Raw genomic sequence first — 15,785 nt, forward strand, 5'->3', positions numbered from 1 at the left:
CGGCGACTCCGGCTCCGGCAGCGGCAGCACCGGCTGCAAAGGCAGCGCCCGGCGGCACGTCCGTGACCAGCCCGATGCCCGGCTCCGTGCTCGGCGTCAAAGTCAATGTCGGCGACAAGGTCAGCGCAGGCCAGACCATGTTCGTCCTCGAGGCAATGAAGATGGAGAATGAGATTGTGGCACCGGTTGACGGTACGGTCGCTTCGATCAACGTGAAGACGGGTGACACGGTGGATACCGACCAGGTCATGGGCACGTTGAACTAAGCGAAGGAGGAACACGCAGTGAATCTTATAACTATCGTTGAGGGACTGCTCAAGAGTTCCGGATATGCAACGATGACCTGGCAGCAGCTTGTCATGCTGGTGATCTCGTTCATTCTGATGTATCTCGCGATCGTAAAGCAGTTTGAGCCCCTTCTGCTGCTCCCGATCTCCTTTGGTATCTTCATGTCGAACCTGCCGCACTCCGGCACCTTCGAATATTTCTATCAGCTCGACCACTGGTACGATGCCGGCGTTCTCGGCGTTATGTACATGGGTGTTAAGTCCAGCTTCTTCCCCTGCATGATGTTCCTTGCAGTCGGCGCAATGACGGACTTCGGTCCGCTGATTGCAAACCCGATTTCGCTGCTGCTCGGCGCGGCTGCACAGCTCGGTATCTACTGCGCATTCATCTTTGCGAATGCGACCGGCCTTTTCACCCCGCAGCAGGCTGCTGCAATCGGCATCATCGGCGGCGCTGACGGTCCGACCGCTATCTATGTCGCAAACAATCTCGCTCCCGAGCTGGTCGCACCGATTGCGGTCGCGGCGTACAGCTACATGGCGCTGATTCCGCTGATTCAGCCGCCGATCATGAATCTCCTGACGACGGACAAGGAGCGTCGCGTCAAGATGAAGCAGCTCAGAAAGGTCTCGAAGGCCGAGAAGATTATCTTCCCGATCCTCGTTGCCTGCCTCGTGTCCCTGCTGCTCCCGGATGTCGCACCGCTGCTCTGCATGCTGATGCTCGGCAACCTGTTCCGCGAGTGCGGCGTGGTTGAGAGACTTTCGGATGTCGCGCAGAACGCACTCTGCAACATCTGCACCATCTTCCTCGGCCTTTCGGTCGGTGCAACGGCGCGCGGCGAGCTCTTCCTTCGCCCGCAGACGCTCGCAATTGTCGTCATGGGTCTTGCGGCATTCAGCTTCTCGACGTTCGGCGGCGTGGTATTCGGTAAGATTCTCTATGCCGTCACCGGCGGCAAGATCAACCCGCTCATCGGTTCGGCAGGCGTTTCGGCTGTCCCGATGGCGGCGCGTGTGTCCCAGACGGTCGGTTCCAAGACGGACAGAACCAACTTCCTCTTGATGCATGCAATGGGACCGAACGTGGCAGGCGTCATCGGCTCTGCGGTTGCGGCAGGATTCTTCCTGACTTTCTTCGCGCACTGAGTCGTTTTGTAATAGAAACAGAGGCAATACAGGCAAGAACAAAATCGTTTTGGTGTTTCGAGAAAGGAGGACATTACCTTGAATAAAGTAATGAGTTTACATGATGCTGTTGCAAAGTATGTCGAGAGCGGAGATGCAATTTGCTTCGGCGGATTTACAACGAACCGGAAGCCCTATGCGGCTGTTTTCGAGATCCTTCGCCAGGGACAGACCGATTTTACTGTTTGGGCAGGCCCGGCAGGCGGTGACTGGGACATGATGATCGGCGAGGGCCGCGTCAAGGCATACATCAACTGCTACACCGCGAACTCCGGCTACACGAACGTGTCCCGCCGCTTCCGCGCTGCGATCGAGGCAGGCACCCTGACCTACGAGGACTACTCGCAGGACGTGCTGATGCTGCAGCTCCATGCTGCTTCCCTCGGTCTTCCGTACCTTCCGGTGCGCCTCATGCAGGGTTCCGGTCTCACGGATTTCTGGGGCATCTCGGAGGAGAAGAGACAGACCCTCGACAAGCTGACCAATTTAAAGTTTGCTTATGTTGAGAATCCCTTCAACCCGGGCGAGAAGGTCGTTGCGGTTCCGACCCCGCAGCTTGACACCGCCATCATCCACGTGCAGAAGGCGTCCCCGGACGGTACCTGCGTGATTGAGGGCGATGAGTTCCACGATGTCGATGTCGCTGTCGCGGCGAGAAAGGTCATCGTGACCTGCGAGGAACTGGTAAGCAACGAGTACATCCGCCAGGAGCCGTCGCAGAACAAGGTCTTCGGCGAGTGCGTCAACGCGGTTGTGCATGTGCCGTTCGGCGCTTGGCCGTCCCAGTGCTACAATTACTATGACTGCGATGACAAGGCTCTGAAGGAGTACGACAAGGCTTCGAAGTACCAGGATAAGGAAGACGCAGAGCGCCAGATCGCAAAGGAGAAGGAGAAGGCCGAGAAGAAAGGCCTGCCGTACACGGCACCGGTCAATCCGGAGACCTTCCGCGATTATCTGGACAAGTGGGTTTACAGTTGCAAGGACAACAACGATGTTCTGGACAAGATCGGCGGCGCGCACCTCGCGAGCCTGAAGGTCATTCCGGGACTCGGCTACGCGAAGCGATAAAGGAGGGGAGAGAGACATGGCTGATTACACGAATTATACCAAGCAGGAGATGCAGGCTTACGCCATTGCAAAGAATATTCAGGAGAATCAGATTGTCATCGTCGGAACCGGACTTCCGCTCATCGGCGCTTCCCTTGCGAAGCGCGTGGTTTGCCCGTCCTGCCATCCGATTGTGGAGAGCGGTCTCATGGACTGCGATCCGGTCGAGGTGCCGCGTTCGGTCGGTGATCTCCGTTTCATGGCACACTGCGCGGTGCAGTGGCCGAACATCCGCTTTGTCGGCTTCGAGGCAAATGAGTGGCTGCACGGCGAGGAGCGCCTGATTGCGTTCATCGGCGGCGCGCAGATCGATCCCTACGGCAACGTGAACTCGACCTGCATCGGCGACTACAACAACCCGAAGACCCGTTTCACGGGCTCCGGCGGTGCAAACGGCATCGCGACCTACTGCAATACGGTCATCATGATGCAGCACCAGAAGAGAAGATTCATGGACAAGATCGACTATGTCACGAGCCCGGGCTGGATGGACGGCCCCGGCGGCAGAGAGAGAGCCGGTCTTCCGGGCAACAGAGGCCCGCAGATGGTCGTCACGGATCTCGGCATCATGAAGTTCGACGAGGAGACCAAGAGAATGTACCTCGCGTACTACTATCCCTTCTCCAGCCCGGAAATGGTCAAGGAGAACACCGGCTTTGATGTCGATGTGTCCAGAGCAAAGCTCATGGAGGGACCGAGCCCGGAGATCATCAAGCTGATCCGCGAGGAGATCGATCCCGGCCAGGCGTTCATCAAGGTTCCGAAGCAGTAAGCGAAGAGTTCAGCCACCAGTTAACTCACTTTTAAGGAGAGATTTAAAATGAGCAATTACACCATGCCGCGCTACTTCCAGAACATGAAAGTTCTGAATGTGCCGGCTGCAAAACCGAATCCGGAGAACGTGAAAGAGTTAAAGGAAGTCGAGCAGGATATCCACGCCCGCGCAGAGAAGCTTCTCTCTGCGGGCACGCCGGATGACAAGATTCACGCGAAGGGCCAGTACACGGCACTCGAGAGAATCAATCAGCTCGTTGACGAGGGCACGTTTTGCCCGCTCAACACGCTCTACAACCCGGAGGATAACGCAGAGGAGAAGATCGGCATTGTCTCGACCGGCATTGTCAAGGGTCTTGGCCGCATCAACGGCAAGTGGGCTGTCATCATCGCCTCCGACAACAAGAAGATGGCGGGCGCTTGGGTTCCCGGTCAGGCGGACAACCTGCTCCGCGGCTCCGACACGGCGAAGATGCTCGGCATTCCGCTGGTCTATATCCTGAACTGCTCCGGCGTTAAGCTCGACGAGCAGGAGAAGGTTTATCCGAACCGCAGAGGCGGCGGCACGCCGTTCTACCGCAACTCGGAGCTCAACCAGCTCGGCGTTCCGGTCATTGTCGGCATCTACGGCACGAACCCGGCCGGCGGCGGCTATCACGCAATTTCCCCGACCGTGCTGATTGCGCACGAGAAGGCAAACATGGCAGTCGGCGGCGCAGGCATTGTCGGCGGCATGGATTCGAAGCCGTACGTTGACCTCGAGGGTGCACAGGGCATGATCGATGCGACCAGAAAGATGAAGAACGACCCGCCGGGCTCCGTCTCCATCCACTACAACGTGACCGGTTTCTTCCGCGAGGTCTATGCGGAGGAGTTCGGCGTTCTGGATTCCATCAAGAAGTATATGGACTACATGCCGGCATTCAATCCGGAGTTCTTCCGGGTCGATACGCCGAAGGCTCCGGCCATCCAGGGCGAGGAGCTCTACGACATCGTTCCGCGCAACACCCGCCGCACCTATGACATGTACAATGTCCTGAAGGCACTCATCGACGGCGGCGAGTTCATGGAGTACAAGAAGGACTACGGCCCGGAGATGATCACCGGTATCGCGAAGGTCAACGGCCTTCCGGTCGGTGTCGTCGCGAACCGTCAGGGTGTGCTCGCAATGCAGGGCTACCCGAACTATCCGGAGTACAGAGGCAAGGGCGCTATGGGTATGGGCGGCAAGCTCTATCGCCAGGGCCTGATCAAGATGAACGAGTTCGTGACCCTCTGCGGCCGTGACCGTCTCCCGATCATCTGGGTACAGGATACGACCGGTATCGATGTCGACAATGAGGCAGAGAAAGCAGAGCTGCTTGGTCTCGGCCAGAGCTTGATCTACTCGATCCAGTCCACGAAGCTCCCGATGTTCGAGATTACGCTCCGCAAGGGTACCGCAGCGGCACACTACGTGCTCGGCGGCCCGCAGGGCAATGACAACAATGTCTTCTCGATCGGTACGGCTGCAACCGAGATCAACGTCATGTACGGTAAGACCGCAGCAGGCGCTATGTACAGCCGCCGTCTCGTGAAGGACCAGGATTCGGGCAAGGATCTCCAGGGCACCATCGACAAGATGAACCAGTTGATTCAGCACTATATCGATACCTCGACCCCGGCTTACTGCGCAAAGGCAGGTTTGGTCGATGAGATCGTCGATATGCCGAAGATCAGAAACTATGTCGTGGCATTTGCGGATGCTGCTTACCAGAATCCGAAGTCCATTTGCCCGGTTCACCAGATGATTCTCCCGAGAATTATCAAGGACTATGATGAGAACGGCCAGAACGCGAAAACCGCGGGAGCAAAGGCTTAATTCTCATTCGCAAAGAAGTTTAGAAGGTTAGAATTTTATGGCAATTTACACGTTGGGTATTGACGTCGGTTCCACTGCCTCCAAGTGCATCATGCTAAAGGACGGCAAGGAAATCGTATCGAAATCCTTGGTGAGCGTGGGGACCGGTACATCCGGTCCTCAGCGCGCCATCGAGGAGGTTCTGAAGAATGCGGGCAAGACGCGCGAGGACATGGACTACACGCTCGCAACCGGCTACGGCCGCAACTCCCTTGAAGGTATTGCGGACAAGCAGATGAGTGAGCTCTCCTGTCACGCAAAGGGTGCGTTTTTCCTGTTTCCGAAGGTGCACACCGTCATTGACATCGGCGGCCAGGACGTGAAGGTCTTGAAGATCGAGAACGGCGCGATGGTCAATTTCCAGATGAATGACAAATGCGCGGCGGGAACGGGACGCTTCCTGGATGTCATGGCGCGGGTTCTGGAGGTCAACATTGAGGACCTCGAGACGCTCTCGGCGGAGTCCACGAAGCGCATCGGTATCAGCTCGACCTGCACAGTCTTTGCGGAGAGCGAGGTCATCAGCCAGCTCGCGCAGGGCACCGACAAGCGGGACATCATCGCAGGTATCCACAGAGCGATTGCGGGCAGAGTCGCAGGACTTGTGCACCGCGTGGGTCTTGTACCGGATGTCGTCATGACGGGCGGTGTCGCACAGAACCACGGCGTGGTGAAGGCTTTGGAGGAGCAGTTGAGCTGTGAGATCAAGACTTCCCCGCTCACACAGTACAACGGTGCGCTCGGCGCGGCACTGTTTGCATATCAGGGCGCGTTAAAGCACGCCAAGGCATAAGCCATATTTAGAAAAGAGGCGATTGAAATGGCAGAAGAAGTAAAGAACACGGAAGCGAAGAAGCCGGCAAAGAAGAAAGTGAGCCCCGGCGTCCTTGCACTCCGTAAAGTCGTGGACGATGTCTACGAGCAGGCGAGAGAGGCAAAGAAGCGCGGTGAGCCGGTGGGCTGGTCTTCCTCCAAGTTCCCCTGCGAGCTCGCAGAGGCATTCGATCTGAAGGTTGTCTATCCGGAGAACCAGGCAGCGGGTATCGCGGCAAACCGCGACGGCGAAATGCTCTGTCAGGCGGCGGAGGATATGGGGTATGACAACGATATCTGCGGTTATACCCGTATCAGCCTTGCGTATGCAGAGGGCTTCCGCGTCGGCAGAAAGTTTGATCCGGCAACGGGCGAGTTCATCATCAACCCGGCAAGCGGCAAGCCGTTAAAGGATGAGAACGGCAATGTGGTCATCGATCCCGAGACCGGCAAGCCGAAGAAGGATCCGAAGACCCAGGTTCCGTACGAGGAGCTCGTGAACATCAACGAGATCGAGGCGCTTCCGGACGGCCCGGAGAAGGAAATGCGCTTAAAGGCATTGAAGCCGATCCGTCAGAACCTCATGCCGATGCCCGACTTTGTCCTCTGCTGCAACAACATCTGCAACTGCATGACCAAGTGGTATGAGAACATTGCCCGCATTCACAACATCCCGCTCATCATGATCGACATTCCGTACAACAACGATGTCGAGGTCGATGATTCCAAGGTCAAGTATGTGCGCGCACAGTTCGATGCGGCAATCAAGCAGCTCGAGCAGATTTCCGGCAAGAAGTTCGACGAGAAGAAGTTCGAGCAGGCCTGTGCAAATGCAAACCGTTCGGCAACGGCATGGCTCAAGGTCTGTGACTACCTCCAGTACAAGCCGGCGCCGATGTCCGGTTTTGACCTCTTCAACCACATGGCGGATATCGTTACCGCACGCGGCAAGGTTGAGACCGCAGAGGCATTCGAGCAGCTCGCGCGCGACCTCGAGGAGAATGTGAAGGAAGGCACGACGACGCTTCCGTTCCCGGAGAAGAAGCGCATCATGTTCGAGGGCATTCCGTGCTGGCCGAAACTCCCGCAGCTTTTCAAGCCGCTGAAGGAGAACGGCATCAACGTCACGGCAGTCGTGTATGCGCCGGCATTCGGCTTTGTCTACAAGGACATGGACGGCATGGCAAGAGCGTACTACAAGGCGCCGAACTCGGTCTGCATTGAGCAGGGCGTGGCGTGGAGAGAGGGCATCTGCCGCGACAACAAGGTCGACGGCGTTCTGGTGCACTACAACCGCTCCTGCAAGCCGTGGTCCGGCTATATGGCAGAGATGCAGAGACGCTTTACGAAGGACCTCGGTGTTCCGACCGCAGGCTTTGACGGCGACCAGGCTGACCCGCGTAACTTCAATGCGGCGCAGTACGAGACCAGAGTCCAGGGTCTCATGGAAGCAATGGAAGCAAACGAGAAGAACAACGAGACAAAGGAGGCGTAAGGCATGAGCATCGAGGCATTGTTAGACAAGTTTGCAGCGGTCTCCGCACATCCGAAGGCGCAGCTGAAGAAGTATAAGGCAGAGGGCAAGAAGGTCATCGGCGTGCTTCCGTACTATGCGCCGGAAGAGCTTGTCGATGCGGCAGGCATGGTGCCGATGGGCGTCTGGGGTGCAAACGACCAGACCATCAGCATGGCAAAGGAGTACTGCGCGACGTTCTACTGCACGATCGCACAGCTGGGTCTCGAGATGCTGTTAAACGGCACCCTCGATGAACTGGACGGCGTGATTACGCCGACCATCTGCGATACGCTGCGCCCGATGTCCCAGAACATCCGCGTGGCAATGGGCGGCAAGATGCCGACCATCTTCCTTGCACATCCGCAGAACCGTTTCGCGGAGTGGGGACTGCAGTTCACGATGGACCAGTATCACGAGGTCAAGCGCCAGCTTGAGAAGATTGCTTCGAAGGCAATTACGCCGGAGGCACTCCAGGCGAGCATCAAGCTCTACAACCGTTACCGCCGTGCGGCGCGCCGTTTTGTGGAGCTCGCAAGCGAGCACTGCGATGTGATTACGGCAGTCAAGAGAATGCAGGTGCTGAAGTCCGCGTGGTTCATGGCAAAGAGCGAGTATACCCCGCTTCTCGAAGAGCTCAATGCAGAGCTTGAGAAGCTGCCGGCTGCAAAGTGGACGGGCAGCAAGGTTGTGACGAGCGGTATCATCTGCGACAACCCGAAGCTTCTGCAGATTTTCGACGACAACCATATTGCAATCGCAGCGGACGATGTCGCGCACGAGAGCCGTTTCTTCAAGACCGATGCGCCGGAAACCGACGATCCGGTCAGAGACCTCGCCGTGCAGTTCGCAAACCGCGACCACGATATCCTGCTCTACGATCCGCAGTCCGCAAAGAATCGCCGTGGCGAGTTCGTTGCAGAGCTTGTGAAGAAGAGCGGCGCTCAGGGTCTGGTGCTCTTCATGCAGCAGTTCTGCGATCCGGAGGAGATGGAGTATCCGTACCTCAAGAAGGCTCTGGACGATGCGGGTATCCCGCACATCAAGCTGGGCATTGACCAGCAGATGAGAGACTTCGGTCAGGCACAGACCGCAATCCAGGCGTTTGCGGACGTGCTCTCGCTGTAATCGATCCTATGCACCCCCCCGCCGAGGCTTTGGCCTCGGCGGTTTTTTTTACAGAAGGAGTTATACTTGAATAATGTCAATATTATTATTATAATAATGGCGTAAGGACCCCCCGCACCTCTCGCTGAAGTGACCCAGGGGGGACATTTTTATATATTGAGCCGATATATGGAGAGAATCCACCCCATGCAGGATGAGAGAAGGAGTAAGCCGTTTCTGACTTATCAGGAACAGATAGAGCGCTTGCGCCAGCGGAATTGCCGGATTAAGGATGATAAATGTTGTGAGAACATTCTGAAAAGAATCGGGTATTACCGGTTAACGGGATATCTCTTGCCTTTCAGGATGGAAGGTTCCGATCTGTATCAAGAAGGGACTTGTATTGAGAAAGTCTATCAGATTTACGAATTCGATCGAAAACTCAGAAGCATACTGTTTCAGAGCATAGAAGTCATAGAAGTGAGTTTGAAAGCGGCTCTTGCTCACTTTCATGCAGCGCCTGAGCGATATGGGCCTATCGGATATTATCAGGCAGAGAGCTTTGGCAGAAAGCATAAGCATGAGGTTTTTCTAGAGAAGATACATAAGGAGATTGCTCATCAGCAAAACAGCCTTATTGTCAAGCATCACAATGAACGGTATGGGAGTGCTTTTCCGCTATGGGTTGTTGTTGGTTTCTTTACATTCGGAATGACGGCATACTTTTACGGAGATTTAAAGACAGGTGACAAAAAGAGCTTTGTGAGAGCGTATTATCCGAGCGTCAATGACAAAATGATGGACAGCTGGCTTAGATGCTGTACGGATCTTAGAAATCTCTGTGCGCATTATGATCGTCTCTACTTTAGGACGTTTACAGCCATTCCCAGAGGAGTTGCGGGTTTGTCAGAGGACGCTAAAAGAAAGCTGTGGGGAGTTATCTGTGTTCTAAAAGAGCTTTATCCGGATTCGGAAGATTGGAATCAGAGTGTAGCTTCTATGGTGAAGGAACTGATGAATGCGTATCAAGGGGTTATCGAACGGAAGCACATTGGATTTCCTGATGATTGGGAAATCAGAATTCAAAAAGACAATAATGAGGAACAATAGTTATGGCGGCAGACTAAAAACCGAACGTATGTTGATAAGATAATACAAAAACATGGAGGCATCACAAAAAGACACAACCGTCTCGGCTGTGTCTTTTTGTTTCGGTTAAGCGTTGGCAAGCGGGATATCAGATGCCGAACAGCTTGCGGATGTCACGACCTATCTGTAAGGTAACTGCGCTCGTCGGACTCTCGGCGTGACGGTTCTGCCATAATAAGCGCAGGGTATACACTGCATAGGCAATCGATACGATGTCGCCCAATAAGTTGAATCCGGCCAATTTACTAATAGCCAGCGTACTGAGAGTCGGAAACATCATGCGAACGATGTCGATGAAAATCGAATCGCTTTCTGTCTCAAAATGTGCACTTTGAATTTTCGGTGAGAGATATTTTCTTTTCATAGTATCAGTATAGAGACAGCAGTTCTTCCTGTCAATTGACATATGCCCTCTTTTTCGGCATACTGGATAATTGAAGGCGATCACAATTCAGGTACCGTTTGGGAGGATTTCAGATGAAAAAAAGGATGTGCGCGCTGCTCGCGGCGCTCGGCGGAAGCCTTCTGCTTTTGGCTGGCTGTTCCTCGTTTGCGGAGCGCTTTTCGCGCCCGGAGAGCAGGGCAGAGAGCACGACGGCAGCGGAGAGCGGCACGGCGGAGAGTCGCGCAAGCGAGAGCAATGCGACGGAGAGCGGAGAAGAGAGCACGGCGGAAGCGCCCGGAGAGACCGAGAGCGGCGCAGAGCAGCTCGCAGGGGGAGAGTCCGCGGGCGGAGAGAGCGTAGCCGAGACCGCAGCCGACGGTGAGACACTCGCAGCTGTCGAGAGCAGCGCTGAGAATGCGGCAGCCGAGACGACGGCGACAGAGAGCACGGCAGCCGAGACGCCGCAGACCTTGGCGCGCCGTTTCCGGAATCTGACGGTTGAGGGCGACAGCCTCTCGGTTGAACTCGCGGAGAGCATTGACGGCAACTTTCACTTTGACTACGATGGCGAACCGGCGCTGCAGACAGAAGACCACGAGAATGATACGCTCTATGTAAAGGAGAGCGGAACGGCGGGCAAGCTGCTCCGCATTGCGGTGCCGCGCGGCACCAACTTAGGGACGCTCAGCTTTACGCTCGGCGCCGGAGATTTGACAATCACGGGTGTAAATGCGGACAGTCTGACGGTTTCCGCAGAGCTCGGCGATGTGACGCTGCAGACGGTGACTGTGCAGCGCGCGCTGCTCAGTCTGACAGCGGGAGAACTTCGCGCGGATGCGCTTCGTACAAATGACTTTAAGGCAGATGCCGAACTCTCGAATCTGACAGTCACACTCGCAGAGCCGCTCGCAGATTTTAATTGCTTTGCGCGGACCGAGCAGGGGACAGTGCGCTCGCAGGGCGCGGTCGTGGACAGCAAGTTCCTACAGCGCGGCAACAGCGGCAAGCGCCTGTTGCTTCGCAGTGAAATGGGCAATGTCACAATCAGCGGCATTCAGTGAGCGGAAATGATAACGGTATCAAAAAACACCTCCGAAGCGGAAGCTTCGGAGGTGTTTTTCGGTTTACGGGAGCAAGTCCATCGCGGGAACATTAACCGCAGTGCGAGCAGCCGCAGGAGCCGCCGCTGTGGCCGTGACCGCCGCAACCGCAGGAGGAGGCGGGCGCCTCAGGGGGTTCGGTACTTGTCGCACAGGAACCGCCCTGCAGGTTTTTCTGCGCCATGGCGAGCATGAGCTTGATGCGGTTTAACTGGTTCACTTCGGACGCACCCGGGTCGTAGTCGACCGCAATGATGTTCGCATCCGGATAGGAAGCGCGGAGCTGCTTGATCACGCCCTTGCCGACCACATGGTTCGGGAGGCAGCCGAAGGGCTGGGTGCAGACGATGTTCTTTACGCCGCTCTCAATGAGCTCTAACATCTCACCGGTCAGGAACCAGCCCTCGCCCGTCATATTGCCGAGCGATACGAACTTGGAGCTGGTCTCCGCCATGTGGCGGATGTCTCCGGGCTCGGTGAAGTGTTTGCTCTTCCGGAGGGCTGCCTTTGCGTCCGCGCGGAACCAGTCCATGAGCTTAATGCCCACATTGCAGAGGAAAGCGCCCTTCTTCGAGAAGCCGAGGTTCTCGGCCTTGAAGTTTAAGTTGTAGAAGGAGTAGTACATGAAGTCGAGGAGGTCCGGCATGACAGCCTCGGCACCCTCGCGCTCCAGAAGATCCACAATGTGGTTGTTTGCGAGCGGCGAGAACTTGACCAGAATTTCGCCGACCACGCCGACGCGCGGCTTCTTGACCGGACGGCGCGGCAGCTCGTCAAAGTCCTTGACAATTGCACGGACAATGCGGCGATACTCGTTCATCGCGGGATTCCGCTTGGAGACCGCCTTGGTGCAGATGGCGCGCCACTTCTTGTGGAGCTGCTCCGCGCTGCCCGGTACCTTTTCGTAGGGGCGGGTCGCGTAGAGGCAGCGCATCATGACATCGCCGTAGACGGTCGCCTGAATTGCCTTGATGGCCATCGGAATCGTGACCTTAAAGCCCGGGTTCTGCTCCATGTTGCCTACGTTGACCGAGATGACCGGGATATGTCCCATGCCGGCCTTCTCAAGGGCGCGGCGGATAAAGCCGATGTAGTTTGAAGCGCGGCAGCCGCCGCCGGTCTGGCTCATGAAAATTGCAGTGCGGTTTAGGTCGTATTTGCCCGAGAGCAGGGCATCCATGACCTGACCGATCGTGCAGAGCGAGGGGAAGCAGGCGTCGTTGTTCACGTACTTTAAGCCCATATCGACCGCGCGGCGGTCGTCGTTGTCGAGGAGCACCACGTTGTAGCCGAAAGCCGAAATCGCCGGTGCGAGCAGGTCGAAGTGAATCGGCGACATCTGCGGGCAGAGTATCGTATAGTTGTCCTTCTTCATCTGCTTCGTGAAGAGGACACGGTCATAAGCCGCGGATTTCACGGTTCTCTGGTAGTGCTTCCGGTCGCGGACGCGGAGTGCCGCAATCAGGGAGCGGATGCGGATGCGCGCTGCACCGAGGTTATTGACCTCGTCAATCTTCAGAACGGTGTAAATCTTGTCGGAGCCTGTCAGAATATCGGAGACCTGGTCGGTTGTGACTGCATCGAGGCCGCAGCCGAAGGAGTTCAGCTGCACGAGATCCAACTCGTCCGTGTTCTTCACATAGCTCGCCGCCGCATAGAGGCGGGAATGGTACATCCACTGGTCGGAGACCACAACCGGACGCTCCACTTTGCCGAGGTGAGAGACACTGTCCTCGGTTAAAACCGCAAGTCCGAAGCCTGCAATCATGTCCGGAATGCCGTGGTGAATTTCGGGGTCGATGTGATAGGGACGGCCCGCGAGGACAATGCCGTGCTTTTTATTGTCCTTACACCACTGTACCGCGCGCTCGCCCTCGGCCTCGACATCCTTCTTCGCCTGAATGAGCTCGCCCCAGCCCGCATGTGCCGCGGCGCGGGTCTCGGCCGCCGGAATGTCGAACTCCTGCTGCATGATTTTCTCGAGCTGCGTAGAGAGAATCTTCTCGTTCGTAAAGGCCATGAAGGGGCTCAGGAAGCGGACATGCTCGGTCTCAAGTTCCTCGACATTGTTCTTGATGTTCTCGGCATAGCTCGTGACAATCGGGCAGTTGTAGTGATTGCCGGCGCCGTTCTCCTCATCCCGCTCGTAGGGAATGCAGGGGTAGAAGATGGTCTTCACGCCGTTCTTGATGAGCCAGGTCACATGACCGTGCGTAATCTTTGCCGGGTAGCACTCCGACTCCGAGGGAATCGACTCGATGCCGAGCTCGTAGATTTTCCGGGTCGAGACCGGAGAAAGCACAACACGGAAGCCGAGCTCACGGAAGAAAACCGCCCAGAACGGATAGTTTTCGTAGAGGTTCAACACGCGGGGAATGCCGATCGTACCGCGCGGTGCCCGGTCCTCGGAGAGTGTCTCAATGTCAAAGAGGCGGTGCATCTTGTAGTCAAAGAGGTTCGGGACTTCTTTCTTCTTCCGGTCCAGGCCGAGACCGCGCTCGCAGCGATTGCCCGAGATAAAGCGGCGGCCGCCGCCGAACTGGTTCACGGTGAGCACGCACTTGTTGTTACAGCCCTGACAGCGCGTCATGGCAGTCTTATACTGTAGCGCAATGATTTTGTCGAGCGGCAGCATGGTAGTCGGCTGGTGCTCCCAGCGCTCGCGCGCGATTAATGCCGCACCGAAGGCGCCCATGATGCCGGCGATGTCGGGGCGCACGCACTCACACTCCGCGGTGCGCTCAAAGGCGCGGAGCACGGCATCGTTATAGAAGGTACCGCCCTGCACCACGATGTGCTTGCCGAGACTCGACGCGTCGGCAATCTTGATGACCTTAAAGAGCGCATTCTTGATGACAGAGTAAGCGAGACCCGCCGAGATATCGGCGACGGTTGCACCCTCTTTCTGCGCCTGCTTGACGTTCGAGTTCATGAAAACCGTACAGCGGGTGCCGAGGTCCACCGGGTTCTTCGCAAAGAGCGCCTCTTTCGCGAAGTCCTGCACCGAGTAGCCGAGCGACTTTGCGAAGGTCTCGATGAAGGAACCGCAGCCCGCCGAGCAGGCCTCGTTTAACTGCACGGAGTCGACGGTGTGGTCCTTGATTCGGATGCACTTCATATCTTGACCGCCTATGTCAAGAATACAGTCCACGTCGGGTTCAAAAAAGGCAGCGGCATAGTAGTGCGAAATGGTCTCAACCTCGCCCTCGTCGAGCTGGAAGGCGGCTTTTAAGAGCGCCTCGCCGTAGCCGGTTGAGCAGGAGTAGACAATCTCCGCGTTCGGATTCATGCGCTTCTGAATTTCTTCGACCGCGCGAATCGCGGTGGTGAGCGGCGAACCCTCGTTGCTCGAATAGAACTTGTAGAGAAGCTGTCCGTCCTCACCGATCAGGGCAATCTTGGTGGTCGTGGAACCCGCGTCGATGCCGAGGAAAATCTTGCCCTCGTAGCTCTCGAAGTCACCGGACTTGACCGAATGGCCGGTGTGGCGCGCTTCGAATTCGCGGTATTCTTCCTCATTCCGGAAGAGCGGTGCGAGGCGCTGCACCTCGTGGTCCATCGAGACGCCCTTCTGCAGGCGGGTGATGAGTGCAGTGATTTCGACGCCCTCCTGTTGTTCTGCGCTCATGGCCGAGCCGATGGCCGCAAAGAGATGGGAGTTATCGGGGTCGATGATGTACTCGTCGGTGAGTCTCAGGGTGCGGATGAACGCATTCTTTAACTCCGGCAGAAAGTGGAGCGGACCGCCGAGGAAGGCGACATGACCGCGAATCGGTTTGCCGCAGGCAAGGCCGGAGATGGTCTGGTTCACAACTGCCTGGAAAATCGAAGCCGCGAGGTCTTCGCGGGTTGCGCCCTCGTTGATGAGAGGCTGAATGTCCGACTTCGCAAACACGCCGCAGCGCGCCGCAATCGGGTAAATGGCCTTGTAGTTCTTCGCATAGTCGTTGAGACCCGAGGCATCCGTCTGGAGCAGAGAAGCCATCTGATCGATGAAAGAACCCGTGCCGCCCGCGCAGATGCCGTTCATGCGCTGGTCAATGCCGCCGGTGAAGTAGATGATCTTTGCGTCCTCACCGCCGAGCTCGATTGCGACATCGGTCTTCGGCGCAATCGCCTTTAAGGCTGTCGCGACCGCGACGACCTCCTGCACGAAGGTTACGTTTAAGTGGGTTGCGAGGGTCAGGCCGCCGGATCCCGTGATCATCGGCACCAGATCAATCTCGCCGAGCTTTTCCCGCGCCTCGACCAGAAGGCGGGCGAGGGTCTCCTGAATGTTCGCGAAGTGTCGCTGGTAATCCGAGAAGAGCACTTCGTTCTTCTCGTCTAAGATGGCAATCTTCACGGTCGTGGAACCGATGTCGATGCCCAGTCTGTATTGTTTCTTATCCATACTTTACTGTCCTCAAAGTAGTTGCAATGATGTGACGCCTGCGCCGTGACAGCGCATACACAACAA

Annotated in this window: 12 protein-coding genes; 10 read left to right on the plus strand and 2 right to left on the minus strand. The window is 56.6% G+C overall.

The features are described 5' to 3' along the window. The 9 genes from ACO4XG_RS06655 to ACO4XG_RS06695 all read left to right on the plus strand — a co-directional run. The coding region (locus ACO4XG_RS06655; protein WP_308508493.1) for a biotin/lipoyl-containing protein at positions 1-266 on the plus strand (266 nt) is incomplete at its 5' end. Positions 267-338: 72 nt separating this feature from the next. Then, complete coding sequence (locus ACO4XG_RS06660) at positions 339-1,436, plus strand: sodium ion-translocating decarboxylase subunit beta (RefSeq protein ID WP_485129672.1); 1,098 nt, start codon at positions 339-341, stop codon at positions 1,434-1,436. Between the two features lie 78 nt (positions 1,437-1,514). Continuing rightward, entirely contained in the window at positions 1,515-2,546 is a 1,032-nt protein-coding gene (gene gctA, locus ACO4XG_RS06665) for a glutaconate CoA-transferase subunit A (RefSeq protein ID WP_009532665.1), read from the plus strand. 16 nt (positions 2,547-2,562) lie between these two features. Continuing rightward, positions 2,563-3,357 carry a glutaconate CoA-transferase subunit B gene (gene gctB, locus ACO4XG_RS06670; RefSeq protein WP_009532664.1) on the plus strand — a complete coding sequence of 265 codons (795 nt, stop codon included), beginning with the start codon at positions 2,563-2,565 and terminating at the stop codon, positions 3,355-3,357. Between the two features lie 48 nt (positions 3,358-3,405). Then, positions 3,406-5,220 carry an acyl-CoA carboxylase subunit beta gene (locus ACO4XG_RS06675; RefSeq protein WP_308508495.1) on the plus strand — a complete coding sequence of 605 codons (1,815 nt, stop codon included), beginning with the start codon at positions 3,406-3,408 and terminating at the stop codon, positions 5,218-5,220. Positions 5,221-5,257: 37 nt separating this feature from the next. Further along, positions 5,258-6,052, plus strand: a complete 795-nt coding sequence (gene hgdC, locus ACO4XG_RS06680; RefSeq protein WP_308508496.1) for a (R)-2-hydroxyglutaryl-CoA dehydratase activase HgdC — start codon at positions 5,258-5,260, stop codon at positions 6,050-6,052. Between the two features lie 27 nt (positions 6,053-6,079). Beyond that, positions 6,080-7,567: a (R)-2-hydroxyglutaryl-CoA dehydratase subunit alpha gene (hgdA, locus tag ACO4XG_RS06685; protein ID WP_308508497.1), complete on the plus strand. Its 1,488-nt coding sequence runs from the start codon at positions 6,080-6,082 to the stop codon at positions 7,565-7,567. Positions 7,568-7,570: 3 nt separating this feature from the next. Continuing rightward, entirely contained in the window at positions 7,571-8,713 is a 1,143-nt protein-coding gene (hgdB, locus tag ACO4XG_RS06690) for a (R)-2-hydroxyglutaryl-CoA dehydratase subunit beta (RefSeq protein WP_308508498.1), read from the plus strand. Positions 8,714-8,899: 186 nt separating this feature from the next. Continuing rightward, complete coding sequence (locus tag ACO4XG_RS06695) at positions 8,900-9,802, plus strand: Abi family protein (protein ID WP_308508499.1); 903 nt, start codon at positions 8,900-8,902, stop codon at positions 9,800-9,802. A gap of 127 nt (positions 9,803-9,929) precedes the next feature. On the opposite strand, the gene ACO4XG_RS06700 is transcribed toward ACO4XG_RS06695, so the two are convergent. Next, positions 9,930-10,247 carry a hypothetical protein gene (locus tag ACO4XG_RS06700; RefSeq protein ID WP_308508500.1) on the minus strand — a complete coding sequence of 106 codons (318 nt, stop codon included), beginning with the start codon at positions 10,245-10,247 and terminating at the stop codon, positions 9,930-9,932. A 71-nt stretch (positions 10,248-10,318) separates the two neighbouring features. On the opposite strand from ACO4XG_RS06700, the gene ACO4XG_RS06705 reads away from it, so the two are divergent. Beyond that, positions 10,319-11,287 carry a DUF4097 family beta strand repeat-containing protein gene (locus ACO4XG_RS06705; protein WP_308508501.1) on the plus strand — a complete coding sequence of 323 codons (969 nt, stop codon included), beginning with the start codon at positions 10,319-10,321 and terminating at the stop codon, positions 11,285-11,287. A 91-nt stretch (positions 11,288-11,378) separates the two neighbouring features. On the opposite strand, the gene ACO4XG_RS06710 is transcribed toward ACO4XG_RS06705, so the two are convergent. Then, entirely contained in the window at positions 11,379-15,719 is a 4,341-nt protein-coding gene (locus ACO4XG_RS06710; RefSeq protein ID WP_308508502.1) for an acyl-CoA dehydratase activase-related protein, read from the minus strand. Positions 15,720-15,785: the final 66 nt, after the last annotated feature.

The organism is Stomatobaculum sp., assembly GCF_057248925.1.